21 protein-coding genes and 1 pseudogene are annotated in these 23,284 nt (G+C 66.2%); 6 read left to right on the top strand and 16 right to left on the bottom strand.

What is annotated here, in order from left to right; translation table 11 throughout:
• The 9 genes and pseudogenes from LX81_RS18465 to LX81_RS18425 all read right to left on the bottom strand — a co-directional run.
• Nucleotides 1-296: pseudogene (locus LX81_RS18465) on the bottom strand (transposase); the annotation flags it as partial.
• 9 nt (nucleotides 297-305) lie between these two features.
• Complete coding sequence (locus LX81_RS23385) at nucleotides 306-743, bottom strand: transposase (protein ID WP_373280298.1); 438 nt, start codon at nucleotides 741-743, stop codon at nucleotides 306-308.
• A gap of 435 nt (nucleotides 744-1,178) precedes the next feature.
• The gene (locus tag LX81_RS18455) at nucleotides 1,179-1,943 is read right to left on the bottom strand and encodes an SDR family NAD(P)-dependent oxidoreductase (RefSeq protein ID WP_111538775.1); all 765 of its coding nucleotides are present in this window, start codon (nucleotides 1,941-1,943) and stop codon (nucleotides 1,179-1,181) included.
• A 10-nt stretch (nucleotides 1,944-1,953) separates the two neighbouring features.
• Nucleotides 1,954-3,021: a glycerol dehydrogenase gene (locus LX81_RS18450; RefSeq protein ID WP_111538774.1), complete on the bottom strand. Its 1,068-nt coding sequence runs from the start codon at nucleotides 3,019-3,021 to the stop codon at nucleotides 1,954-1,956.
• A 10-nt stretch (nucleotides 3,022-3,031) separates the two neighbouring features.
• Complete coding sequence (locus LX81_RS18445; protein WP_111538773.1) at nucleotides 3,032-3,814, bottom strand: SDR family NAD(P)-dependent oxidoreductase; 783 nt, start codon at nucleotides 3,812-3,814, stop codon at nucleotides 3,032-3,034.
• Nucleotides 3,815-5,332, bottom strand: a complete 1,518-nt coding sequence (locus tag LX81_RS18440) for a xylulokinase (RefSeq protein ID WP_111538772.1) — start codon at nucleotides 5,330-5,332, stop codon at nucleotides 3,815-3,817. It lies immediately after the preceding gene.
• Nucleotides 5,332-6,339 carry an ABC transporter permease gene (locus tag LX81_RS18435; RefSeq protein WP_111538771.1) on the bottom strand — a complete coding sequence of 336 codons (1,008 nt, stop codon included), beginning with the start codon at nucleotides 6,337-6,339 and terminating at the stop codon, nucleotides 5,332-5,334. Before LX81_RS18435 ends, LX81_RS18440 begins: the two co-directional genes overlap by 1 nt.
• Nucleotides 6,336-7,841, bottom strand: a complete 1,506-nt coding sequence (locus tag LX81_RS18430; RefSeq protein ID WP_111538770.1) for a sugar ABC transporter ATP-binding protein — start codon at nucleotides 7,839-7,841, stop codon at nucleotides 6,336-6,338. The genes LX81_RS18435 and LX81_RS18430 overlap by 4 nt, the downstream gene beginning before the upstream one ends.
• A gap of 75 nt (nucleotides 7,842-7,916) precedes the next feature.
• Entirely contained in the window at nucleotides 7,917-8,891 is a 975-nt protein-coding gene (locus LX81_RS18425) for a substrate-binding domain-containing protein (protein WP_111538769.1), read from the bottom strand.
• A 213-nt stretch (nucleotides 8,892-9,104) separates the two neighbouring features.
• On the opposite strand from LX81_RS18425, the gene LX81_RS18420 reads away from it, so the two are divergent.
• The 6 genes from LX81_RS18420 to LX81_RS18395 are packed head-to-tail and all read left to right on the top strand — an operon-like array spanning nucleotide 9,105 to nucleotide 14,018.
• Nucleotides 9,105-9,740 carry a glucose-6-phosphate isomerase gene (locus LX81_RS18420; RefSeq protein ID WP_111538768.1) on the top strand — a complete coding sequence of 212 codons (636 nt, stop codon included), beginning with the start codon at nucleotides 9,105-9,107 and terminating at the stop codon, nucleotides 9,738-9,740.
• Nucleotides 9,737-10,384, top strand: coding sequence for a bifunctional 4-hydroxy-2-oxoglutarate aldolase/2-dehydro-3-deoxy-phosphogluconate aldolase (locus LX81_RS18415; protein ID WP_111538767.1), 648 nt, complete (start codon nucleotides 9,737-9,739; stop codon nucleotides 10,382-10,384). Before LX81_RS18420 ends, LX81_RS18415 begins: the two co-directional genes overlap by 4 nt.
• Nucleotides 10,381-11,331, top strand: coding sequence for a shikimate dehydrogenase family protein (locus tag LX81_RS18410; protein ID WP_111538766.1), 951 nt, complete (start codon nucleotides 10,381-10,383; stop codon nucleotides 11,329-11,331). Before LX81_RS18415 ends, LX81_RS18410 begins: the two co-directional genes overlap by 4 nt.
• Nucleotides 11,328-12,269 carry a phosphoglycerate dehydrogenase gene (locus LX81_RS18405; protein WP_111538765.1) on the top strand — a complete coding sequence of 314 codons (942 nt, stop codon included), beginning with the start codon at nucleotides 11,328-11,330 and terminating at the stop codon, nucleotides 12,267-12,269. Before LX81_RS18410 ends, LX81_RS18405 begins: the two co-directional genes overlap by 4 nt.
• Nucleotides 12,256-13,140 carry an MBL fold metallo-hydrolase gene (locus LX81_RS18400; RefSeq protein WP_170134025.1) on the top strand — a complete coding sequence of 295 codons (885 nt, stop codon included), beginning with the start codon at nucleotides 12,256-12,258 and terminating at the stop codon, nucleotides 13,138-13,140. The genes LX81_RS18405 and LX81_RS18400 overlap by 14 nt, the downstream gene beginning before the upstream one ends.
• Nucleotides 13,137-14,018: a MurR/RpiR family transcriptional regulator gene (locus tag LX81_RS18395; protein ID WP_111538763.1), complete on the top strand. Its 882-nt coding sequence runs from the start codon at nucleotides 13,137-13,139 to the stop codon at nucleotides 14,016-14,018. The genes LX81_RS18400 and LX81_RS18395 overlap by 4 nt, the downstream gene beginning before the upstream one ends.
• On the opposite strand, the gene LX81_RS18390 is transcribed toward LX81_RS18395, so the two are convergent.
• From LX81_RS18390 to LX81_RS18360, 7 genes are all read right to left on the bottom strand, one after another.
• Complete coding sequence (locus LX81_RS18390) at nucleotides 13,987-14,661, bottom strand: HAD family hydrolase (protein WP_111538762.1); 675 nt, start codon at nucleotides 14,659-14,661, stop codon at nucleotides 13,987-13,989. The two genes, LX81_RS18395 and LX81_RS18390, sit on opposite strands and share 32 nt — an antisense overlap.
• Complete coding sequence (locus LX81_RS18385) at nucleotides 14,658-17,009, bottom strand: aldehyde dehydrogenase family protein (RefSeq protein WP_211322818.1); 2,352 nt, start codon at nucleotides 17,007-17,009, stop codon at nucleotides 14,658-14,660. The genes LX81_RS18390 and LX81_RS18385 overlap by 4 nt, the downstream gene beginning before the upstream one ends.
• Before the next feature lie 10 nt (nucleotides 17,010-17,019).
• A complete protein-coding gene (gene deoC, locus LX81_RS18380) occupies nucleotides 17,020-17,949 on the bottom strand; it encodes a deoxyribose-phosphate aldolase (protein WP_111538777.1) in 930 nt (309 codons plus the stop codon).
• A 64-nt stretch (nucleotides 17,950-18,013) separates the two neighbouring features.
• Nucleotides 18,014-18,979, bottom strand: coding sequence for a sugar-binding transcriptional regulator (locus LX81_RS18375; RefSeq protein WP_111538761.1), 966 nt, complete (start codon nucleotides 18,977-18,979; stop codon nucleotides 18,014-18,016).
• Entirely contained in the window at nucleotides 18,976-20,490 is a 1,515-nt protein-coding gene (locus LX81_RS18370) for an FGGY-family carbohydrate kinase (protein ID WP_111538760.1), read from the bottom strand. The genes LX81_RS18375 and LX81_RS18370 overlap by 4 nt, the downstream gene beginning before the upstream one ends.
• Nucleotides 20,491-20,526: 36 nt before the next feature.
• Complete coding sequence (locus tag LX81_RS18365) at nucleotides 20,527-21,546, bottom strand: galactitol-1-phosphate 5-dehydrogenase (protein ID WP_111538759.1); 1,020 nt, start codon at nucleotides 21,544-21,546, stop codon at nucleotides 20,527-20,529.
• A 147-nt stretch (nucleotides 21,547-21,693) separates the two neighbouring features.
• Nucleotides 21,694-23,241 carry an FGGY-family carbohydrate kinase gene (locus LX81_RS18360; protein WP_111538758.1) on the bottom strand — a complete coding sequence of 516 codons (1,548 nt, stop codon included), beginning with the start codon at nucleotides 23,239-23,241 and terminating at the stop codon, nucleotides 21,694-21,696.
• Nucleotides 23,242-23,284: the final 43 nt, after the last annotated feature.

Here is a 23,284-nt window from a genome sequence, read left to right as displayed (position 1 = left end):
CGCCACGAAGCCGGTCGTCTGGCGCAACGGCAGGCCGAACAGGCCCGGGGCTCCGCCCGTTCAGGGCTGAAACAGGCCACCGGCCTGTTTCCGGGACGCCCTTCACCCTTCATCGTCAGGCATGCCTGGATGGCGGCGTCGCTGTAGACCGGCTGCGCCCCGCGCTTGCCGGACGCCGCCGCATGCCATGGTGTAACGGGGTCGAGCCAGACGGTCAGCGACCCACGCTCACGCAGCGGCGCGTTGTAGGATGACCAGTTCAGGGTACGGTAGCGGGTCGGCACAGGCTTGGACATGGCGCCTAGCTATGTCGCAGGACTCCTGATGTGAATCCCAGGCAAACTTCGTGCAACAACGCCGCAGCCCAACCGTACCGTCCTCCCGGACGCCGTGGATCTGGAAGACGCTCTCGGCGAGATCGATGCCGATGGTGGTAAAATGGCCCATGGATGGCTTCCTCGATAGGTCAATGACGACACCCAATGTGGCACATTGCGGTGCCGGGGGCCGGAGCCATCCACTCCATAAATGGTAACGCACTGCTCGTCCTTATCCATCAACCAGCGCCACCGGAACAGAAAGTTCGGTGCCACGCCATTCCGCCTGGCCACGGCGGAAACGAACCCTCCTGACGCCAGGCTCTCCTGGATAATGCGCAGCTTCTCGTGGGCAGCCCGATATCCGCGTTGTGCAGCGCCGGTGATTACCTCGACCCGGCGGATATTGTCTTTGGAAATGAGCATGTCTTCAAGCACAGGCTTGAGCCTTTCATGGTTATGCCGGACTGTCCGATCGAAATGGGAGGCAGTTCAGGTCCATGCTCTCGAGCGGCGCCGACTACGAACCCGGCGACATCGCGATGGCTCCCTGACCGCGGCGCCCAAGGACCGAAGTAGGAACAAAGCAGCGGAAGGGCTCACCCCAGAACATTGCAGCTCCTGCCGAGAATGGAGATCAGGCTTACGGCCCATCGCCTAGGGAGCCTGATGTGTGGACCGGCACGACAATGGCTCGTGCCTCGGGGGCATGAAGCGCGAGGCGGGCGAAAAACCATCAGGGCTTGCGGCGACGATAGCATCGGGCCACTCTCAGAAGCCGGGTATACGTCAGCGCTCACAACGCTAGAACTAGTTGTTACAATTAGGTGGGACCCACATACAACCAGAAATGGTGAAATATTACAAGGGATTACCCGTAGCGAAGCCTCCATCGACAGGAAGGCAAGTTGCGGTTATATAAGAGGCTGCTGGCGAGCAGAGGAAAATCGCGGCCCCTACCAAATCATTGGCCGTTCCCCACTTCCCAACCGCCGTCCGCCTTGAAACCGCCGCCTCGCCGGCTTCGGTCGACCAGATGGGCCTGGTCATATCTGTTTTGTGATACCCTGGCGCAATGGCGTTCACGCGGATACCTTCCCGTCCCCAACGGTGGGCGCATGCCCTAGTCAGTCCTAAAACGCCGGTCTTTGATGCACAATAGGCCGGGACCCCGGGATCCGCCATGAAACTCAACATGGAAGCAATGTTCACGATCGAACCGCCGCGATTGTGGGCCAGCGCATCGTGCAACGCAAAGCTGAACCGCATCTGGGCATTGAGATTCACGTCCATCGTGTCGAGGAAGACCGCCTCGTCCCATTCCTGTTCCGCCCGGGCGATCCCCGCGCCGTTCACGAGGAAGTCGAGAGAATAGAATTCCGCACAGAAAGCATGCACGGCATCCGCGTCGCGGACGTCGAGCTGCCGCATCGTGATGCCCTTCTCCTCCGGCAGGCCGGCGATCTTCTCCGCCGAACTGCCGGTCGCGATCACCTCGGCCCCCAGCGACGCGAAACCGCGCGCGATTTCGAGCCCGATGCCGCTTGTCGCACCGACGATGACGGCCGTTCTCCCGGCAAAGAGGTCGGGCCGGAAGGCGCCCAAGATTGCATTCGCATCATTCATGCCTCTCATCCTATCCAAGTCGCTTCAGGGCGTCCGCGACCATGCCGGGGGTCACCTCGATCGGCTCGTTCTTCATGATGTCGCCGGGCTTGCAAGCGCGCCGCCCGACGCGGTCGAGCTTCTCGTCGGTGACCTCGACGATGCCGACATCGGCAAGCCGTACCGGCAGCCGCACGCTCTTGCAGAAGTCGCGCACATGCTCGAATTCGTCGTCCTCGCCGAGGATCAGGAGCATGGCCAAGACACCGATGGCCACCTTTTCACCATGGAGGTGATGATGGACGTCCTCGAGTTCGCATAGGCCGTGGTGGATCGCATGCGCCCCGGCGACGCCGCCCGATTCGAAGCCGGCGCCGGAGAGCAGGATGTTCGCCTCGATCACCGCCTCGAGCGCAGGCGTCACGGTATTGCTGTCGCAATCGGTCAGCGCGGCGGCACCGTGCTCGAAAATCACGTCCCGGCAGAGGCGCGCGATTTCGTGCGCGACGATCGCGCCATGGGTGCCCCAGCAATTCGGTACGTCGGCGCGGAGGCTGCTCTGCGCCTCGTACCAGGTGGCGAGAGCGTCCCCTATACCGGCGGCTAGAAAGCGGGCGGGCGCCTGGGCGACGATCTGCGTATCCACCAGCACCAGTTCCGGGTTGCGCGAAAGGAATCTGTCGTAGGCGACGCTGCCGTCCTCGTTGTAGATCACCGCCAGGGCCGAGCATGGCGCATCGGAGGCAGCGATGGTCGGCACGATCACCACGGGCACGCCGAGCTCGTGCGCCGTCGCCTTGGAAGTGTCAAGCGTCTTGCCGCCGCCGACGCCAATGACTAGGTCCACGCCCTCGTCGCGGCCGGCCTTCACGCTGGCTGCGATCTCTGTCTCGGAACATTCGCCGCCATGCGTTCGACACACGACCTTTAGCGACGATCCTGCGCCCTTATACACAAGTGGCTCGAGCCTACTGGCCAGGGTCCCGTCAAGCAGACACAGCGCGTGCGAGCCGAGGCTGCACACTTCTGAGCCCAGTCGCGACAGCAATTCCGGCGCTTGAATGTATCGGCCCGGGAAACGGGCTCCGGTCACACGCATTGGTGTCTCCTTACCAGCAGGTATAGCCGCCATCGGCGAGCACGATCGAACCGGTCATCAGACTAGCCGCGTCCGAGGCGAGAAACAGAACGACCGAGGCGACCTCATCCGGGCGCCCCATCCGGCCTTGCGGAGTACCGCCGATCCAGTGCCGCATGAGGGCGTCGTCATTGTAGACGTAGGCGTTCATCTCGGTCTCTATGTAGGTGGGTGCGACCGCATTTACTCGTACGCCGCGCGGCGCCCACTCGGCGGCCAGCGACCGGGTAAGCTGATGCACTGCCGCCTTCGAGGCATTGTACTGTGCCTGCTCCTGCGGACGATTGACGATATAGCCGGACATCGAGCCCACATTGACAACATTCCCCGCGCCTCGCCCGAGCATATGCCTGCCAAAGGCACGACAGCACCAAAAGAGGCCGTTGAGATTGATATCGATGACCGAGGACCATTCGTCGTCGCTCATCTTTTCGGCGGGAATGTTGGAGCGGGCGATGCCCGCGTTGTTCACGAGGATGTCGATCTCGGGCCATTCGTCCGCCATCGCCGTGACGGCGGCGGGGTCGGTCACGTCGAGCTGCGCCGCCGCCACATCGCCGGCGCGCCCGCGCAGCCTTTCGGCCGCGTCGTGCGCCGCATCGCCGTCGCGATCGGTCAGGACCACGGTCGCACCGGCCTGGGAAAGCGCGTCGCAGATCGCGAATCCAATGCCCCGCGCACCTCCGGTCACCAGGGCGCGACGTCCCCGGAGCGAGAAGCGGTCGAGGTAGAGGATGTTGGCGGCGTCGGGCATTCAGGTCTCCGGTGTGGACGCAGCGAGCGCGTCGAGAGTGTCGTAATATTTCTGTCCGTGAGCGCAGAGCGCATCGAAGAGCGGCTGCATCCGGGCGTAGTGCTCCGCCCAGGCGGGGTCTGGGGAGATCTCGCGTTCATGCCTGACGAGGCGCGATGCCGCTTCAGCGGGGTCGCGGGCGTCGCCCGTCGCGACCGCCGCCAGGATGGCGCAGCCTACGAGGCCGCATTCCGGCTCTTCCGGGATCAGGATTGGCAGATCGTAGATCGATGCCTTGATCTTCAGCCAAAGATCCGCCTTCGCGCCGCCGCCAGAGGCGATCAGCATCTCTGGCCGCAATCCAGTTGCGCGTTCCATGACGCGCAGGTGCCGATTCACGGCAAAACCCACACCCTCCAGAACCGCGCGGTGCATCTCGGGCAGGCCGTGACCAGCCGACAGGCCGAAAAACTGTGCACGGGAATTGCGATGCTCGCCAAGCCGCTCGCCCACAAGATAGGGCAGGAACAGTAGCGCGTCCGATCCGGGCGCAGCACCGGCAGCCATGTCGAGAATCTCCGAATAGCTGGCCGCGTTCCCATGGAAAACCCGCCGTGCCCATCGGGCCGCATCGCCGCCGGCCTCGAGCAGCGCGAAGGCACCCCAATTGCCCTCGGGGGTGCCGACGTTCGAGATCTCGGTGTCGAGGATCGGGGTTTCAGAGACCAGCGTCATGATCGAGGAGGTGCCGGCCACCTCGGAGGCGAGACCGGGGCGGCACACGCCCGAACCCAAGAGCGCCACGGGGTAGTCGCCGCCGCCTACCAGAACGGGCGTGTCCGCCCGCAGCCCGGTCTGCCGCGCGGCCTCCTCCGTCACGGTCCCGACGATGTCGGTGGGCAGGCGGATCGGCGCCATCTTGGCTGGATCGAGCCCGAGGGTCGCGATGACTTCACCGCTCCAGTCGCCCGTTGCAGGGTCCATTAGGAACGAGCAGGCCGCCTCAGTCCAGTCCATTGAGCGCGCGCCAGTGAGGCGGAAATTGATGTAGTCCTTCGGCATGAGAACAGTGGTCGCGGCGTCCCACGCCGCGGGATCGTTGTCGCGCAACCATTGCATCTTGAAGGCCGGCCAGGCGGGCGTCGGCGGGTTCGCCGTACGTTCCAGCCAACGCTCGACGTTCTCGGCCGCCTCGAAGCGCTTGACGTGGTCGAGGGTGCGCTTGTCGTTCCAGAGCGGCACCCAATCCCGCGTCGTGCGGCCATCCTCGTCGATCAGCACCGTTCCATGCATCTGACCGCAGGCAGCGACGACGCTGACTGATATCCCCTCGTCGCCGGCCCACCGCGTGACCTCCCGCAAGGTGGCCACCGCCGCTGCCCACCAATCGTCGGGCCGCTGTTCAGACCAGCCGTGGGCGGGCACGGATTGTTCGTATTCCCGGGCCGCCACCTTCAAGATCCGGCCGTCCGCCCCCATTGCCGCAGCGCGGGTGGAGCCGGTACCAATATCCAGCGCGATCGTGCAGATCCGGGTCATCAGCGACGGAAAAGCTGCGCTGAGTTCTGCAGCACAACCGCGACCACGATAATGACGCCAAGATAAACCTGCTGATGATAGCCCGGCACCCCGGCGAGGTTCATGATGTTGCCGATCACGCCCAGGATCATCACGCCGATAAAAGTGTTTACCACATCGCCGCGTCCGCCCATGAGGCTCGCGCCGCCGATGACGACGGCCGCGATGACGTCAAGTTCGGCGGCCACGCCCACCTGCGCGGAGCCGACGCCGGAGCGTGCGGTGACGAGGAGCCCCGCCACCGCCGCGAGCGCGCCGGAGATCACGTAGACCGACGCCACGTACCACGGCACCGATATCCCGGAGAGGCGCACGGCCTCCTCGTTCGACCCGATGGCCTTCACCAGCCGCCCGAAACGGCTGAAGTTCAGGATCAGGAACGCGATGGCGAAAAGGGAGAGCATCAGCCACGCCGGATTGGGCAGCCCCAGCGTGAAGGAGGTCCCGAAATTCTGCAGGCCCTGCCCCGAGGTGCCCGGCATGACCGGTTGCCCGTTCGACAGGATCAATGCCAGGCCCCGCGCACCTGTCATCATCGCCAGCGTGATGACAAAGGCCGGGAGCCGCAGAAAGGCGATGAGAAAGCCCGACACCGCCCCACAGGCTGCGCCGATCAGCACGACGGAGGCGACGGCCATCGGCATCGACATGTCCTGCACGAACATAGCCGAGGTCACCGCCCCCAACGCCGCGATCGAGCCCACGCTTAGGTCGATGCCGCGGGTGAGGATCACGAACAACATGCCGATGGCCATGATCCCGACACCGGACATCTGGCGCAGCAGGTTCGTGGCGTTGCGCTCCGTCAGGAACGCGTCCGACTGGGTGCTGGCAAGCAGTACCAGCAGGATGAAGATCGTGAGGGTTCCGTAGGTCCGAAAGAGACGCGAGAAGCCCGGGCCCTTCCGGTTGGCCGCTTTCTCCTCGGTAGCGGCGGGTTCGCCTATGCCTGCCGTTCTGTCGCTCATGCCATAGCCTCCCTGCCCTGCCGGTCGCCGCCTCCGATGGAGAGGGTCAGCAGTCGTTCCTCGGTAAATTCGTCCGGGCCGAGTTCGCCCCGCAGACGGCCCTCGCCCATGACAAGCACGCGGTCGCACAGACCGAAGAGTTCGGCGTGCTCCGACGAGATGACGAGAACGGCCTTGCCCGCCGCCGCCATCTTGTGAATCAGCGAATAGATCTCGGTTTTGGCCCCGACATCCACCCCGCGCGTCGGTTCGTCCAGAATGACGACATCGCCACCTGAGTGGAACCACTTCGCCAGGACGACTTTCTGCTGGTTGCCGCCCGATAGGCTGCTTACCGGATCGGAAGGTGCACCTAGCTTGATCTGCAGAGACTTGATAAGCGCGCCTACGACGCCGCGTTCCTTGCGGGGCTGGAAGAACCCCATTCGCGCGACGGCGTTGATGTTGGCCATCGTCATGTTCTTGTTGATGCCCATGTCGAGCACGATGCCTTGACCCTTTCGATCCTCGGGGACGAGGTTCACCCCATTCTTTACGGCCTGCGTGGGGCTTCTCGGTCGATACGCTGCGCCGCCGAGCGTCATGGTGCCCGAGCTGATCGCATCGGCGCCGAAGATCGCGCGGGCGACCTCCGTCCGGCCCGAGCCCACGAGCCCGCCGAGCCCCACAATCTCTCCGCGCCGCAGCGAGAAAGATATGCCCGCGACGCCGTTCGGCAGGGTCAGATTCTCGACCCGCAGGATCTCCTTGCCGATATCGGTCTCGGGCTTGTCGCCGAACAGTTGCGACAGGGGACGGCCCACCATCATCCGGATGAGCGTCTCGACATTCGCGTCTTCCGCCTTAACCTCGCCGGCGTTCCGTCCGTCTTTGAGGACCGAGACACGGTCGGAGATCGCGAAGATCTCGTCTAGGCGGTGGGAGATGTAGACGATGCCGACACCGTCGGACCTGAGGCCCCGGATGATCTCGAGCAGGCGGTTCGCGTCTCCGATCGACAGAACAGCTGTCGGCTCGTCGAAGACGATGACGCGCGCCTTGCGGCTGAGCGCCTTGGCAATCTCGACCACCTGCTGGTGAGCCACGGAGAGGTCGGCGACGAGCGCGCGGGGTGAAATGTCGAAGCCGAGCCGGTCGATGAGTTCGCCGGCCCGGCGATTGAGCTCGGACCAGCCGATCCTGGCGGGAAGTTCGCCGAGGAAGATGTTCTCGGCCACGGTCAAGTCCGGGGCCAGCGCCATCTCCTGATGGATAATCGAGACACCGCGATAGATGGCGTCCATGGGCCCCGAGAGGCGCACGGCCTCGCCGTCGATCCGGATCGTGCCGCCGTCGGGGCGCATCTCGCCGCCCAGGACGCGGATGAGGGTCGACTTGCCGGCACCGTTTTCTCCGCACAGCGCATGGACCTCACCGGCGTGGAGCGTGAAATTCACGCCGGACAGCGCATGGATGCCCGCGAAGGTCTTGGTGATATCGTCGAGCTCAATCAGCGCCGTCATCGTCCGCCCCCGAAAATTGCTTGAGTCGGCGCTCGTCCGGCCGGTCGGCCGGACGGGCACTGGGAGGTGACGCGCTCAGAAGACCGATTCAGGGTCCAGATACTGATCCACGTTCTCCTGCGTGATCGCCGCCGGGTCGGTATAGGTGAGCTTGCTGAGACCCTCGGGCAGTTCGTCGTTCATGGCCTGCAGGCCGATCTCAACCGCGCGACGGGCGATTTCGTTGGGGTTGTTCAGCCCGGTCGCGCCATACTCGCCGTCCTTGATGAGTTGGAGCGCTTCCTTCTGGCCATCGGCCGCCGCGACCAGGATGACCTCGTCGAGACGACCAGCCGCCTGAAGCGCCGAACGCGCGCCGAGCACCATCGAGTCGTTCTCACCCAGCACGACGTTGATGTCGGGATGCGCAGTGAGCAGGTCTTCCATCGCGGTCAGGCCGCCTTCGGTCGCCCAGTTGCCCCAGCCCTGGCCTAGAACCTCGATATCCGCGTCGCCCTGACTCGTCAGCTGCGCATCCATCAGGCCGCGCAGGACGCCGAGACGCCGCTCCCGCCCGACGAGGTTGCCCTGGCTGCCGGAGATAAGCGCGATTCTCGCCGGCTCGCCGTTAAGCTCGTTTGCCAGCCATTGCCCGACCAGCTCGCCGTTGGCGGTGTTGGAAGACTGAATCTGAGTGATGAAATCCGCCGACGGGTCGAGCGTCGAGTCGATGGCGATCACGTGCACCCCCTGCGCGGACGCCATGTTCGCGGAAGCGACAAGACCCTGCGCGTCGCGCGGGTTCAGGATCAGGATGTCGATCCCCGCCGCCACCATGTCTTCGACGTCGCCGATCTGCTTGACCATGTCGTTCTGGCCATCGGCGACGCGCACCTCGCAGCCGGCCTCCTCGGCGACCTGGCGGGCCGTCTCCGCCTGCGCGGCAAAGTAGGGTGCGCCGAGCGTGTACATTGCGATGCCGACGCTGCAGTCGCCATCCTGCGCGAATGCCGGCGCGGCGAAACCGGCCGCGGCGACGGCGGCGGTTGCAAGGAATGTGCGCTTCTTCATGGTGTCCTCCCCATTGTGGTGGCGCTGCGATGCAGCGCATCAGGCACCCTCAGCCCGATCTTTTTTGGAGCGTAGTTACCGAAATTCTTTCGGTCAATACAGAATTTCAGGAAAAACTGCCTCGTTTGGCATCAAACCCTTGCCTAGAATGCCCGCTTTACCCTAATCCTCAAAATAATATGTAGCGCTGCTACCTTTTCGATGGAGGCGATTATGGAGAGTCACGAACCGCAATCCTGCGACGTAGTGGTGTCGGAGGGGCGTCTCGAGGGCGGCAACGGCCACTACCAGAAGCTCTACGATGACCTGACGGGGCTTTATTCGGACGCTGCCGCCTTCGCGCGGCTGATCGAGGAACGCCGGGGCACCGTCGCGTATGAGGTCACCACTTATACGCCCGGGAAGAAGGTCTCCGACCTGATCATGGGCGTTACCCGGATGGCGCCCGGAAAGGTGGGTGACGAGTACTTCCTTACCCGCGGACACATCCACGCGAACGGCGACCGACCCGAGATTTATTACGGGCAGTCAGGCCGCGGTATTATGCAGCTCGAAAGCCCCGAAGGCGAAACCCGCCTGATCGAAGTGAAGCCGCAATCGATCTGCTACGTGCCGCCGTTCTGGATCCATCGATCGGTCAATACCGGGTCGGAGGATCTGGTGATGATGTTCGTCTATCCAGCCGATTCGGGACAGGATTACGGGATCATCGAGCGTTCGGGCGGCCTACGAGTGCGGATCGTCGACGACGGAATGGGCGGCTGGACCGATGTCCCGAACCCCGGATGGCGCCCCCGCAGCGACGCCGAGATCGCCCGGATCTACGAGGATGCGGGGGCGGCAACATGAACGTGGCTCCGTTCGATCGGGCGGCCCGGATCGGCGTCGTCCCCGTCATCGCCATCCCGTCCGCGGACTACGCCGAACCGCTGGCCGACGCGCTCCTCGAGGGCGGCCTGCCGATCGCCGAGATCACATTCCGCACGGAGGCCGCGGCCGAGGCCATGGCCCGGGTCTCCGAAACGCGGCCCGACCTGTTGATGGGCGCGGGCACGGTCCTGTCGGTCGACGCCGTCTCGAGCGCCGTCGCGGCCGGCGCCACCTTCGGTCTCGCGCCGGGGTTCGACCCCGAGGTCGTGGCGGCCGCCGACGCGGCCGGCCTGCCCTTCGCGCCCGGCATCATGACGCCTTCGGACATCTCCCTGGCCACGGCCCGCGGCTGCCGGCTGATGAAGTTCTTCCCCGCAATGGCCGCCGGCGGCCCCGACATGCTAAAAAACATCTCGGCCCCCTTCCTGCACCTGGGCCTTACGTTCATCCCGACGGGCGGTGTCACCCAAGACAACATGCACGAATGGCTGTCTCTTCCGATCATCGCGGCGGTCGGCGGCACCTGGATCGCGAAGCCCGCCGACATCGAAGCAGGCGACTGGGCCGGGATCACGGCCCGCGCCCGCCACGCCGTCGAACGCGTTGATGAGATCCGGGGATGAGCTATGCCCCCTGCGAAAGGCCGACATTGCACTTCATTGGCGTGACGACGAAACACTCGTCCATCATGACGGTCTTCCCTGCCTGGGCCCGGCATTTCGGTCTGGACCACGCCAGCATCTCCGGCATCGACTTCGCGCCCCACGCCGACCCCGCGGCGTACCGCGAGGCGGTGGCCTATATCCGCGACGATCCGAACTCGCTGGGTGCGCTGGTCACGACCCACAAGATCGATCTCTTTGAGGCGTGCCGGGACATGTTCGACGAAATCGACCCGTTCGCGGCCCTCATGCGGGAGACGTCGTGCATTTCCAAGCGCGACGGCAAGCTCGTCTGCCACGCCAAGGACCCGATCTCTTCGGGCCTGGCCATCGACGGCTTTCTCGGACCGGAGTACTGGAAGCGCACGGACGGCGACGTCTTCGCGATGGGGGCCGGTGGATCCACCATCGCCATGACGTGGCATCTGATGCGTAAGGAGAGGGGCGCGAACGTGCCCGGCCGCATCGTGGTATCGGACCGCGAGCCCGGACGCATCGACGAGATCCGCCGCGTCCATTCCGAGATCGAGAGCGACGTCCCCGTCGAATACGTGCTGGTCGAACAACCTGCCGGCAACGACGCCGTGCTGCCCGGATTGGCGCCCGGATCGCTGGTCATCAATGCGACGGGTCTGGGCAAGGACGCCCCCGGTTCGCCGCTAACCGAAGCGGCGGAATTCCCCGAGGCCGCCGTGGCGTGGGAGCTTAATTATCGCGGGGATCTCATCTTCCTCAAGCAGGCCCGAATTCAGGAGGTCGCGCGCAACCTGACAATCGTAGATGGCTGGACTTACTTCATCCACGGCTGGACGCAGGTGATCGCGGAGGTCTTCGATATCGAGATCGATCCCGGGCAGGACAATATCGACCGGCTGACCGAGATCGCCCTCAGAGCGAAAAACGCATGACCCGGATCCTCATTACCCCTCGTTCGCTCACCTCGGACCCGCCCGTGGAACTCGACCGCCTCGCGGCCAACGGCTTCGAGCCGATCTTCAGCACCCCCGGCGAGATGCCCGACGAGGCCGAGCTTCTGCGGCTCGTTCCCGGATGCGTCGGTTGGCTGGCCGGCGTCGAGCCGGTGAGCGAGGCGGTGATCGAAGCGGCGAGCGAGCTGCGCGTGATCTCGCGCAACGGGACCGGGGTGGACAGCCTTCCGTTGGAGCTGCTGCGTCGGAAGGGCATCGCGCTGGAGCGCGCGGTGGGCGCCAATGCCACCGGGGTGGCGGAGCTGGCCGTCGGCCTGATGCTCTCGTGCTGCCGTCACCTTCCCGAAATCTCGAAAGGCGTCGCCGCGGGCGGATGGCCCCGGCGCCGCGGACGCGAGATCGAGGGCTCGACGATCGGGATCGTCGGCATGGGCGCGATCGGCGGCAAGGTGGCGTCGGTGGTCTCAGCGCTGGGGGCACGCGTGCTCGCCATGGACCCGGCCCGCCCGCCCCTGGGTCTGCTCGGGGGGGCCGTCCGGTATGCCGGGCTCGACGAGGTGGTGCGGAACGCAGATTTCCTGACCCTGCACTGCCCGCAGCCGGAGGATGGCAGGCCCATCATCCACGCCGAGACACTGGAGCGCATGAAACGGGGGGCGATCGTCATCAACACCGCGCGGGCGGCGCTGGTCGACGAGGAGGCCATGCTAGAGGCGCTCGACCAGGGACGAATTTCGCATTATGCGACGGACGTGTTCTCGGTCGAACCACCCAAGAGCCTCGCCCTCGCCGCCCATCGCAACGTGATCGCAACATCGCATATCGGAGGGCTGACGGATGGCAGCGTCTCGCGCGCGACCGACGCCGCCGTCGAGAACCTGCTCAAGCATCTGGTGCGGGACCATGCGGCTGCGTGAAGTCCCCCGCCGCGATCCCCTGCCCAAAGTTCTCGGCGCGCCGCCGGGCGAGGCGCTGTGCCTCTACTGGCTGGGCCAGGCGGGCTTCGTCATCGACGGCGTGGGCCGACGGGTCGTGATCGACCCCTACCTGTCGGATTCCCTCGAAGCCAAGTATCACGGCAGCGCCACGCCGCATGGGCGCATGATGCCGCCGCCGGTCGAGCCCGGCGAGATCCGGCATGTCGACGCGGTGCTCTCGACCCATGCCCATACCGATCATCTCGACGGTGCAACGCTTGTTCCGCTGCTCGAAGCCAACCCCGCCGCGGTGCTGGTGGCCGCCGCGTCCTCGGAAGCGAAGGTCCGCGAAAGGATCGGCGCCGTGACGCCGGAACTGATCCTGCTCGATGCGGGCGAGACCGCGAGCCCCGTGGACGGGATCGGGCTGCAAGCCACGCGCGCCGCGCACGAGACGCTCGAGGTCGATGCCGAGGGGCGTCATCTCTTCCTTGGTTACGCCCTGCGCCTTTGCGGTGCGACGATCCTCCATTCCGGCGACACGATCCCCTTTCCCGGTCAGATCGATGAGGTCGCCGCCCTGTCCGCCGATCTCGCTCTGCTGCCGGTGAACGGCCGCGACGCACAACGCGCGGGAGCCGGCATTCCGGGCAACATGACCGCGCGCGAGGCGCTGGCCCTGGCCGAAGCCACGGGCATTCCCTGCGTGATCGCCCATCACTTCGACATGTTCGCCTTCAACACCGCCCCGCGCGCGGAACTGGACAGGATTGCGGCCGAAAGCGGTCCGGTTGCGTTTCACCCCGCGATAACGCAGACCTGCTACCGTCTCGAGGCGCTGACCGACCGATCCTCCTGGGGGGGAACATGAACAGCGACGATCCTCTCCCCTTCGGCCGCAACATCCTAGAGGCGGTCAAGACGCGCTATCCCACATTGAGGAAATCCGATCGCAAGGTCGCCGACGTCCTGCTCGAGAATCCGCAGCGCCTAATGAACGCCACCGTGGCCGAGACCGCGGAACTCGCCGGGGTGTCTCAGCCTACCGTGATCCGCTTTTGCAGTGCGATCGGGTGCGAGGGGTTTCAGGATCTCAAGCTGCGGCTAGCACAGAGCCTCGCATTGGGCACGCCCGCGACAAATTCGGCGATCGACGACGCTGACACCCCGCAAGAGGTCGCCTCGAAAATCTTCGACTACACGATCAGCTCGCTCGACTGGGCGCGCCATGCGCTCGACATGGAGCAGGTGAACGCCGCCGTAGAGATCATCTTGGATTCCACGCATATCGAATTCTTCGGCTTCGGGGCCTCGGCGATCGTGGCCCAGGACCTGCAGCAGAAATTTCCGCTCTTCGGCATTCCCTGCAATGCGACGATGGACAGCCACCAGCAGCTGATGGCGGCCTCGATGATGCGTCCGGGATCGGTCGCGGTGGCGATCTCCAACACCGGCGCCACGCTGACCATCATCGAGCTCGCCCGCCTCGCGCGTGACCGCGGCGCCAAGGTTATCGCCATGACGGGCGGCACGCAGACCACGCTGCTCGACTATTCCGACGTCGTCATCAACGTCGAGGCCCTGGATAATACCGAGCTCTTCACGCCGACCACGTCGCGGATCGCCGCCCTCTGCGTGGCCGACATCTTGTCGACGCTGGTGGCGCGCAGGCTGGGCCAGGCCCACAACCAGCGGCTGGTCAGGATGAAACGGTTCCTCAGTCAGATGCGGCGGAACCAGCCCTTCTGAAGCGGTCGATCTGCGCGGGCAGCTCGCGCATATCCGCGATCACCGTCACGGCTCCGGCGTCAAGCAGCGCATCCGCATGGCCGGGATAGGTATGGCTCGCCCCGGTGAACCCGATCGCGGGCATGCCGGTGGCCCGTGCCGCCGTGACGCCGGCGGCGCTGTCCTCGATGACCAGGCAATCCCGAGGCGCGACGCCGCTTTGCTCCGCGGCGAAGAGGAAGATGTCAGGCGCGGGCTTGCCACGCGCGACCTGCTGGGCCGAGAAGATCCGTTCATCGAAATAGTGCGTCAGCCCGCACCGCGCGAGCGAGGCGTGAAGCTTGGCCACGCCCGACGAGGACGCGACCGCCTTGGGGTCCGGGATCCGGTCCAGCGCCTTGGCCACGCCCGCGACCGCGACCAGTTCGTCCTCGATCCGCTCCATCAGGCGCGAGGTCGCGAGTTCGAACAATCCGTCGGGCCAAGGTGTGCCGCGCCGGGCGGCGATATCGTCCCAAATCGCCCGCTTCGGCCAGCCGATATAGCCGGCCACGAGATCCTCCAGCGTGATCTCGTGGCCGGCAGAGCGCATCAGCTCGGCATCAGTGCCGCAGGACAGGATTTCGCTGTCCACCAACACGCCGTCGCAATCGAAGACGATCATTCTCCGTACGGCACCCAGATGTTCTTCACCTGCGTCGCGCGGTGAAGAAAGCCGCGCCCCTGGCCATCGCGGCCGGACCAGTCGCGCGCGCCATCGGCCTCGGTCCAGGTCTGCTTTAGATTGCCCGCGCTCTCGCGCTCGACCATCGCAGAGCCCTCGGCCCCGCCGACATACCACATGCCCGCGACCTCGTCGTGACCGGCCAGCGTCTTGGCCAGCTCGTCCCGTGGTCCGCTGACGATGTTGACCACGCCCGCCGGCAGGTCGGACGTCTCGAACACCTGGTAGAGGTCCGTCGCGGCCAGCGGATACGGCTGCGACGGCACTGTGACCACCCGGTTGCCCATCGCGATCGCCGGCAGGACAAGGCTGACAAACCCCAGAAACGGCGCCTGGCTCGGGCAGACGATCCCCATGACGCCCAGCGGCTCGTGCATGGCGAGCGTCACGTGGGCCGATTTGGTCTGGTGCACCGCGCCGTCGAACTTGTCGGCCTGCGCCGCGTACCAGAAGCAGCGCCGGATCGCCGCCTCGACTTCCGCCCGGGCGGCGGACGGCTCCGCGCCCAGTGCCTCCAGCCGGGCGGCGAACTCGGCGCTCCGGGCGGAAAGGTTCTCGGCCATGTAGTACAGGATCTGCGCCCGATTGTGGCCGGTCGCCCCGCCCCAGCCGACGGCCTTCGCCGCCGCCTCGACTGCGTTGCGAATATCCTTGCGATTGCCCAGCCCGGCCAGCCCGACAGGGCCCGCCGGACCCGCGACGGCATAGGAATATCCCGAATCCGGCCGGGACTGCTTGCCGCCGACGAAGAGCTTGGCGGTCCGGTCGATCGCATCCGTCCCGCCGCCGTCATGGGGCACCGCCGAGAGCCGGGCCAACTCGACCGCCGGTCCGGACGGCGCGGGGTGGCGGAGATACGCCATCATCCCCTCGCGCCCGCCTTCGCGTCCGAAGCCGGATTCGCGGTACCCGCCGAAGCCCGCGCCCGCGTCGAAGACGTTGGTGCAGTTGATCCAGACCACGCCCGCCTTCACCTGCGCGGCGATGTCGAGGCAGAGATTCACGTTCTCCGACCAGATCGACGCGGCGAGGCCGTAACGCGTGTTGTTGGCCAGCTCGACCGCCTCCGAGGGCGTGCGGAAGGTGGTCATGGTGACCACGGGGCCGAAGATCTCATCGGTCGACAGGACGCTGGCGGGTTCGACGTTCGTGGCCAGCGTGGGCGGATAGAAGCAGCCCTCCGGCGCGCTGCCCTGATGAAGCTCCACCCCTTCGGCCTTACCCTGTTCGACCAGCGCCCGGATCCGCTCGAGTTGCACCGGGTGGACGATGGCCCCCATGTCGGTGCACTTGTCGAGCGGGTCGCCCACGCGCAACGTCTCCATCCGCGCGCGCAGCAGCATCTCGAACCGCGAAGCCACCGCCTCGGCCACGAGGATCCGTGCGCCCGCGCAGCAGACCTGACCCTGGTTGAACCAGATCGCGTCGACCACGCCTTCGACGGCGGCGTCTAGATCGGCATCCGCGAAGACGACGAAGGGCGACTTGCCCCCCAGTTCGAGGGTGAGCCCCTTGCCCGTCCCCGCGATCTGGCGGCGGATGGTCTTGCCCACTTCGGTCGAGCCCGTGAAGGCGATCTTGTCGATCCCCTCGTGTCCGACGATCGCGGCACCCGTCTCGCCGTCGCCGGTGACGATATTCACCACGCCTGCGGGCAGGCCCACCTCCGCGCAGATGCCGGCGAAGGCCAGCGCGGTCAGCGGGGTGTACTCAGCGGGCTTCAGGACGACCGTGTTGCCCGCGGCCAGCGCCGGCGCGATCTTCCAGGCCAGCATGAGTAGCGGGAAGTTCCACGGGATCACCTGGCCGCAGACCCCGTAGGGCTCGGTCCACGGGAGCTCGTCGACGGCAATCTCGGCCCAGCCTGCGTGGTGATAGAAGTGCCGCGCGACCAGCGGCACGTCGATGTCGCGGGTCTCGCGGATCGGCTTGCCGTTGTCGATCGCCTCGAGCACCGAGAGGAACCGCGCATGCTGCTGCACATGGCGCGCGATGGCGTAGAGATACCGTGCCCGCTCGTGGCCCGACAGATCCGCCCAAGCCGGCTGCGCCTTCCGCGCGGCCTTGACGGCGGCGTCGACATCGGCGGCGCTGCCTTGCGTGACCCGCGCGATGACCCTGCCTGTCGCAGGGTTCTGCACCTCGAACGTCGTGCCGGGCGCGGTGAAGGTTCCGTCGATGAAATGGCCGAAGCCGTCCGGACGGGACGCGAGCCATTCGTGCACGATCGACGGATCTTCGGGAGCGGGGCCGTATGACATGTCCTTCAGGATCTCCTGGATACTCATGGTTGTCCCCTTACGATGCGGCATGGCGGTGCGAGGCGGCGTAGCGCCCGGTGACGTGGTGCTCGAGCTGGCGTTCGATGTCTCCCAGCATCGACGAGGCGCCGAAGCGGAACAGGTCGGGCTCGAGCCAGGGGCGTCCAAGCTCCTCGCGCATCATTACCTGCCAGGCCAGTGCCTCCTTGGCCTGCTTCATGCCGCCCGCGGGCTTGAAGCCGATGCGGTGACCGGTGACCAGGCCATAGTCGCGCAGCGCTCGGATCATCACCAGGCTCACGGGGAGGGTCGCGTTCACGCCCTCCTTGCCGGTCGAGGTCTTGATGAAATCGGCACCTGCCTGCATCGCGACCATCGAGGCGGAATAGACGTTGCGCAGTGTCTGCAGATCGCCCGTGGCAAGGATCGCCTTCATGTGCGCCTCGCCGCAGGCCTCGCGCATCTGCCGCACCTCGTCATGGAGCGCCCGCCAATCCTGCCGGAGCACATGTTCGCGGGTGATGACGATGTCGATCTCGTGCGCGCCCCGGGCCACCGCCCACTCGATCTCCCGGAGGCGGAGATCAAGCGGCATCAGGCCGGCGGGGAAGCCCGTGGCGACGCTGGCCACCGGGATGCCCGATCCGTCGAGCGCCTCGACCGCGTGCGGCACCATGGTGGGGTAGACGCAGACCGCCCCCACCGTCAGACCCAGATCGGCGATGCCCAGCCCCTCGACGATATGCGCGGCCAGCGGACGCCGCGCCTTGGCGCACAGGCGCCGCACCTTGCCAGCGGTGTCGTCACCCGAGAGCGTCGTCAGGTCAACCAGCCGGATCGCATTGACGAGCCAGGCCGCCTGATGGGCCTTCTTGACCGACCGCCTCCCGCCCAGCGTCGAGGCCCGACGCTCCGTCGCCTGCCGGTTTACCGCGTGCCCGTCGAACATGGACAGATCGAGCGGCATCCCCGGATTGCGGCCGGGATCGCCCTTGGCCAGCGTCGCAGGAAGCGCCGCCGCGGTTCTTTCGTCAACGGTCATAGGCATGCTCCAATGCATGGATTGCGGTATCCTCGTCAGTGATCAACACGTTGCACAATCCGACGCGCAGCGCGCCGCAGGTGACATTGTGCTTGTCCGGTCCGGTAACGACGCAGATCGCGTGATCCCGGGTCTTCAGGTCGGCCAGCGACAGGCCGATGGTGCGTTCGTCCACCTTGCTATCGGCGATCGCGCCGCGTGCATCGATGAAACGGCCCAGCACGTCGCCCACGGCCCCTGCCGCCCGCAGCCCCGACTGCTCGGCCTCGGTGATGTTGCCGGAGACCAGGAGGGCCGATCCCTCGACCGCGCCCAGAGAGAAGCAGAGCACCCTGGTCGAACGGGCCAGCCGCAGGACGTCCGACACGATCCGATCGCGTTCCAGGACGACGCGCGTCTCGGCCGCCCCGACGATGGCGGGAACGGGCAGCGGCACAAAGCGCCCACCGCCCTTGCGCGCAAAGGTCTCCGCGACGTCGTTGTGATGTCCCGATTGGGGGACCGGCGCGACCGTGCCGTTGATCTGGACGACCTCGATATCGCTCGCCCAGCCCTCGGGCAGCCAGTGGGCGACGGCGGCCATCGTCCGGCCCCAGGACACGCCGATGCGGCGCGGGCGCGGCTTGAGCGCCGCGAGGTACTGTCCTGCTGCGCGTGCCACCCCTTCGAGCCGCCCGGCGCCATTGCGGCGCACGACGACGGCATCGCGCAGGCCATAGGTCTCGACGAGCCGCGTCTCGAGCTCGGGGAGATGGTCCGAGCGCGGCACGATCTCGATCCGCACGATCCCGAGATCGCGCCCTTCCTGAAGGAGCCGGCTGACCTGCCATCGGTTCAAGCCGAGCTCGGTGCCGATCTGGGCCTGTGTGCGGTCCTCGTTGTAGAACATGCGTGCGGCCCGCTCGATCAGCATCTCCCGATCGACCGGACGCGGGTCCTTCGTCGACCGCGTCATGTTCCGGCGCCTTGCCGCGCTAGCCTGTTCAGGATCGGCGACAGCACGTCGACCGCCTCTCGGTACTCGTCCAGCATGCGCGTGTAGGCCGCGTGGCGTTCGGCATCGGGCTCACGCAGCTCGGACGGCGCCGGGATCGAGCCGGCGGCTTCGCTCATCGTCGCGAAGCGCCCCAGCGCCACCGAAGACGCGATCGCGGCGCCGTAAAGCGACAGGTTGTCGCCCGTGACCACCCGCGCGGGCTTGCCGATCGCGTCGACTGTTGCGGCTAGCCACATCGGATTGCGCAGGATGCCCCCGGCGACAACGAGGTGTTCGATCCCGACGCCTTGCCGTTCGAGGTCCCGCACCACGTTCGCCGCCCCCAGCGCGACTGCGGTGACGCAGGCCCGGAAGATCGTCGCCCGGTCGTGGGAGAGCGATAGCCCGAGCATGGCGCCGCGCAATTGTGCGTCCCGATAGGGCGTGCGGTTTCCCATCCAGAAGTCTAGCGCGAGGAGCCCGGTCGTGCTGAAATCGATGGCCTCGGATTCCCGGCAGAGATCGGCGAAACCGTCCTCGTCGAGCCCGAAGATATCGCGGGCCAGCCAGTTGAGGATCGAGCCGGCGGAGACCTGCCCCCCCTCGATCATCCGCAGCTCCGGGGTCAACGCGCCAGGATACGGCCCCCAGACGCCGGTGATCGCGCGCCCGTCGTCGGGCACCTGGGTGAGGTGGACATTCGACGTCCCCCCGATCAGGAGCATCCGCCCCGGCGTGATCGTATCCGCCCCGAAGGTCCCCATATGGGCATCGATCCCTCCCTGCACCACGACCGGTCGTCCGCTGATGCCCAGGGCCCGAGCCGCCTCGGCGGTCATCTCGCCGATGACACTTCCGATAGGCTCGATCCGGTTCGGCAACTTTTCCATCAGTTCGGCGACGCCGAATTGTCGGTAGAGTTCAGGCACGAAGGCGGCCGTGCGACTGTCCCAGTTCCACTTGCATGTCGCGTTCATCACCGACCCCGCCCATGCGCCGCACAGCCGGAAGTTCACGAAATCCAGCGCCTCGCAGATGATTTCGGCGCGCGCGTAGATGTCGGGCGCGTTCCGCTTCAGCCACATCGCCTTGGGCACCAGCCATTCGGCCGCATCGCCCCCACCGCAATACTCCATCACCGGGTGGTCGGCGGCCTCGGTCTCCCGGGCCTCCTGCGCGGCACGGGCATCCATCCAGAGGATCGCGGGATGGATCGGATGTCCCTCGCGGTCGCAGACCACCACGGTGGACGAGAACGTGGCCACGCAGACCGCCGCAATTTCGGGGTTGTCCGCCTTCGCCAGTACAGCCGGTACGCAGGTCAGCAGCGCCGACCACCACTCCTCGGGGTCCTGCTCGGCCCGGTCGGGGGGGATGTGACGCGTGGCGTAGGGGGCTTCACCCGCGGCCACCAGCCGGCCGGCATCGAGATCGAAGAGCCCGACGCGGACGCCGCCGGTGCCGAAATCGCAGCTCAAGACGTGGGTCATCCGCTGGGCCCCTCCCCGGACCGCACCCTCTCCCGATCAGGGCCGGAAGAGAACCTTCGAGAAGAACAGGTCTCGGGCGTCGAAGCGGCGGAAGATCTCCGGCAACTCGGCGAGGTCCAGATCGTGGGAGATCATGAACTCCCATTTCAGCTCGCCCGTGCCGAACTTCTCGACCGTGGTCGTCCACTGCGGCCCGGGAAACGGCGCGCCGAAACTGTTCCAGGCCCCGTGCAGGCTGACCTCCTGGCGCAGGAACGTCTGGTAGACGGAATTCGGGATCGACACGTCGGGCACGGGAATGCCGATGAAGGCCACGTGGCCACCTGGCGCGGCCAGCGAGATGGCCGAGCCGATCGTGGCGTCGAGCCCCACCGCCTCGATCAGGACGTCGGCCTTGAGCTTCGTGCCGCCCACATCGGAGGACAGGATGCAATCGCTCGCGCCCGCCTCGGCGGCCAGGTCGAGCTTCTCCTTCGACACGTCCACGGCAAGGATGCGGGAGGCGCCCATCATCTTCAGCCATTGGATGGCATAAAGGCCGATCGGCCCGCACCCGACGACGCCGCCCGTCTGGCCCACCTCGATCCCGCCCGCCTTCCAGATCGCGTGGAGCGCGATCGAGGCCGGGTCGGTCATGGCGATGGCGCGGGGATCGGCCGATTGCTCGACCTTCAGGAGGTTCTGCGTGGGCACGGCGACATATTCCGCATAGGCGCCATCGCGGCGGCTGCCGAAATAGTCGTAGTCGCGGCAGCGAGAGAAGTTGCCCGTTAGGCACTGGCTGCATTCGTTGCAAGGCAGGAGCGGCGCCACGGCTACCAACTCCCCTTCCGACCAGCCCGCGACATCTTGGCCTAGGCTCTCGATATGGCCGGAAAACTCATGGCCCGTGATCAGGGGCATCTTGTGCGCGCCCTTGACCAGCATGCGCGGAAGGTCCGACCCGCAGACCCCCACGGACGCCACGCGGACGAGGACCTCGCCTGCTCCCGCCTCCGGCTTCGGCCGATCCTCGAGACGGATGTCCTTGGGTTCATGCAACACGATCGCGCGCATCTCGGTGCCTCCACAGTAATCACATAAGTGTTGTCAACGCACTTATGTGAGGTCCTCTCGGACCTGTCAAGTTTCCGATTGCTTAAAAGCAAGGGGCCGCCCGGTTTCTCTGGCGGCCCTGTGCAGGATGCGGACCGGGTGGCTACCTCAGCCGAGGCGGCGGTCCATCTCGCCGAACAGTCCGGAGGTCTGCTCCAGCAGTTCGGCGTACATCTCGACATAGGGCGCGTAGGCCCTGTTCACGTCGGGCCTCCATTCCAGGATGTCGCCGGGTTCTTCCGCGAAAGCCTTGGCGGTCGCGCGGATGTCGGGGAAGAGGCCCACCGCATGACCCGCGACGATGGCGGCGCCCAGGGTGCCGAATTCCTCCCGCGGCAGGCGCGCGTAATCCATGCCCAGCGCATCCGCCTTGATCTGGCGGAACAGATCGCTGCGCGCGCCGCCGCCGATGTTCAGCGCGATCTTCGGGTCGTAGCCCGGCGCGATCTCGCGGACCGCGCGGAGGTAGATGGCGTATTCGTAGGCGACGCCCTCCATGATCGCGCGAACCAGATGCGCCTTGCCGTGTTTCCACGTCAATCCGAAGAAGGCGCCGCGCATCGTGGGGTCGTTCGGGGTATTCCGGCCCGACAGGTGCGGCAGGAAGATCAGCTTCTCGGAGCCCGGCGGCACCGACCCGGCCTCCCGCGAGAGCGCGGCATAGGGCTCCTCGCCGGCGCCGGTCCACCGCTCCGTTTCGAGGGGGGAGACCTCGTCGCGGAACCAGCGCAGGTTCAATCCGCCCCCGGCCACGTACGCCATGGGGAAATACAGTCCCGGTACCACATGGGGACAGGTCATCAGACAGCGATACGTCAGGTCGGTGCCGAAGGTGTCGATCACGGTCGCGAACACGGACGCCGTGCCCGACGTGTCGAAGACCATGCCCGGCTCGACGAGCCCCGCGCCCAGAACGTTCGCCGACTGGTCGCCGCAGCCGGCCGCGATCGGTGTCCCCTCAGCCAGCCCTGTCAGCAACGCCTGTTCGGCCGTGACACGACCGATGATGTCCCATGGCTCCACGATCCGGGGCAGCTTCGAGGTATCGAGCCCCACCTTGCCCAAGAGCTCCTCGTTCCAGGTCGAGGTCTCGCCATGGCCGAAGCCGGTGAAGACAAGGTAGGTGCGGTCGATGAACGCGTCGCTTCCGCCCAGCCCAGCCAGCTTGCCGGCGCAATAGGCGGCGGGCTGGATGAAGCTGTGGATGCGGCTCCAGGTTTCGGGGCGTTCGTCGCGCCACCAGAGCATCTTCGGGGCGTGGTTGAAGGCCAGCGCCATCCCGCAGGTACGGATGATCTCGTCCTCGTGGGGCCGAAGCGCCTCGATCTTCGAGGCGCAGCGCGTGTCGAGCCAGCTGTCGTAATGTGTGACGGCATTCCACTCGGCGTCAATCGCCATGGTGCCGGCCATCTGCCCGTCGAGTGCGATGCACGCGATGCGGGACGCATCAAGAACAGAGGTCTCCATCGCCGCGCGGATCGTATTGACGACGCTCTCGTGAATCTCGTCGGCATCCTGCTCCACCTGCCCCGGCGCGGGATAGGTCAGCCGCGATTCCTCGAAGGCATCGGCGACCAGACGGCCCGATGCGTCGTAGATGCCGGTCTTCGTGCCGGTCGTGCCGATATCTATGCCGATCACGTGATCTGCCGACATGGTCGTTCCCTCCTTAGGATCAGGCCCCCGCAGCGTCCGGCGC

The sequence above is a fragment of the Palleronia aestuarii genome, from assembly GCF_003253995.1.
GTDB lineage: Bacteria > Pseudomonadota > Alphaproteobacteria > Rhodobacterales > Rhodobacteraceae > Palleronia > Palleronia aestuarii.
The sequence above is the reverse complement of the archived record's forward strand: the minus strand, read 5'-3'. Positions and strand labels throughout refer to the sequence as shown.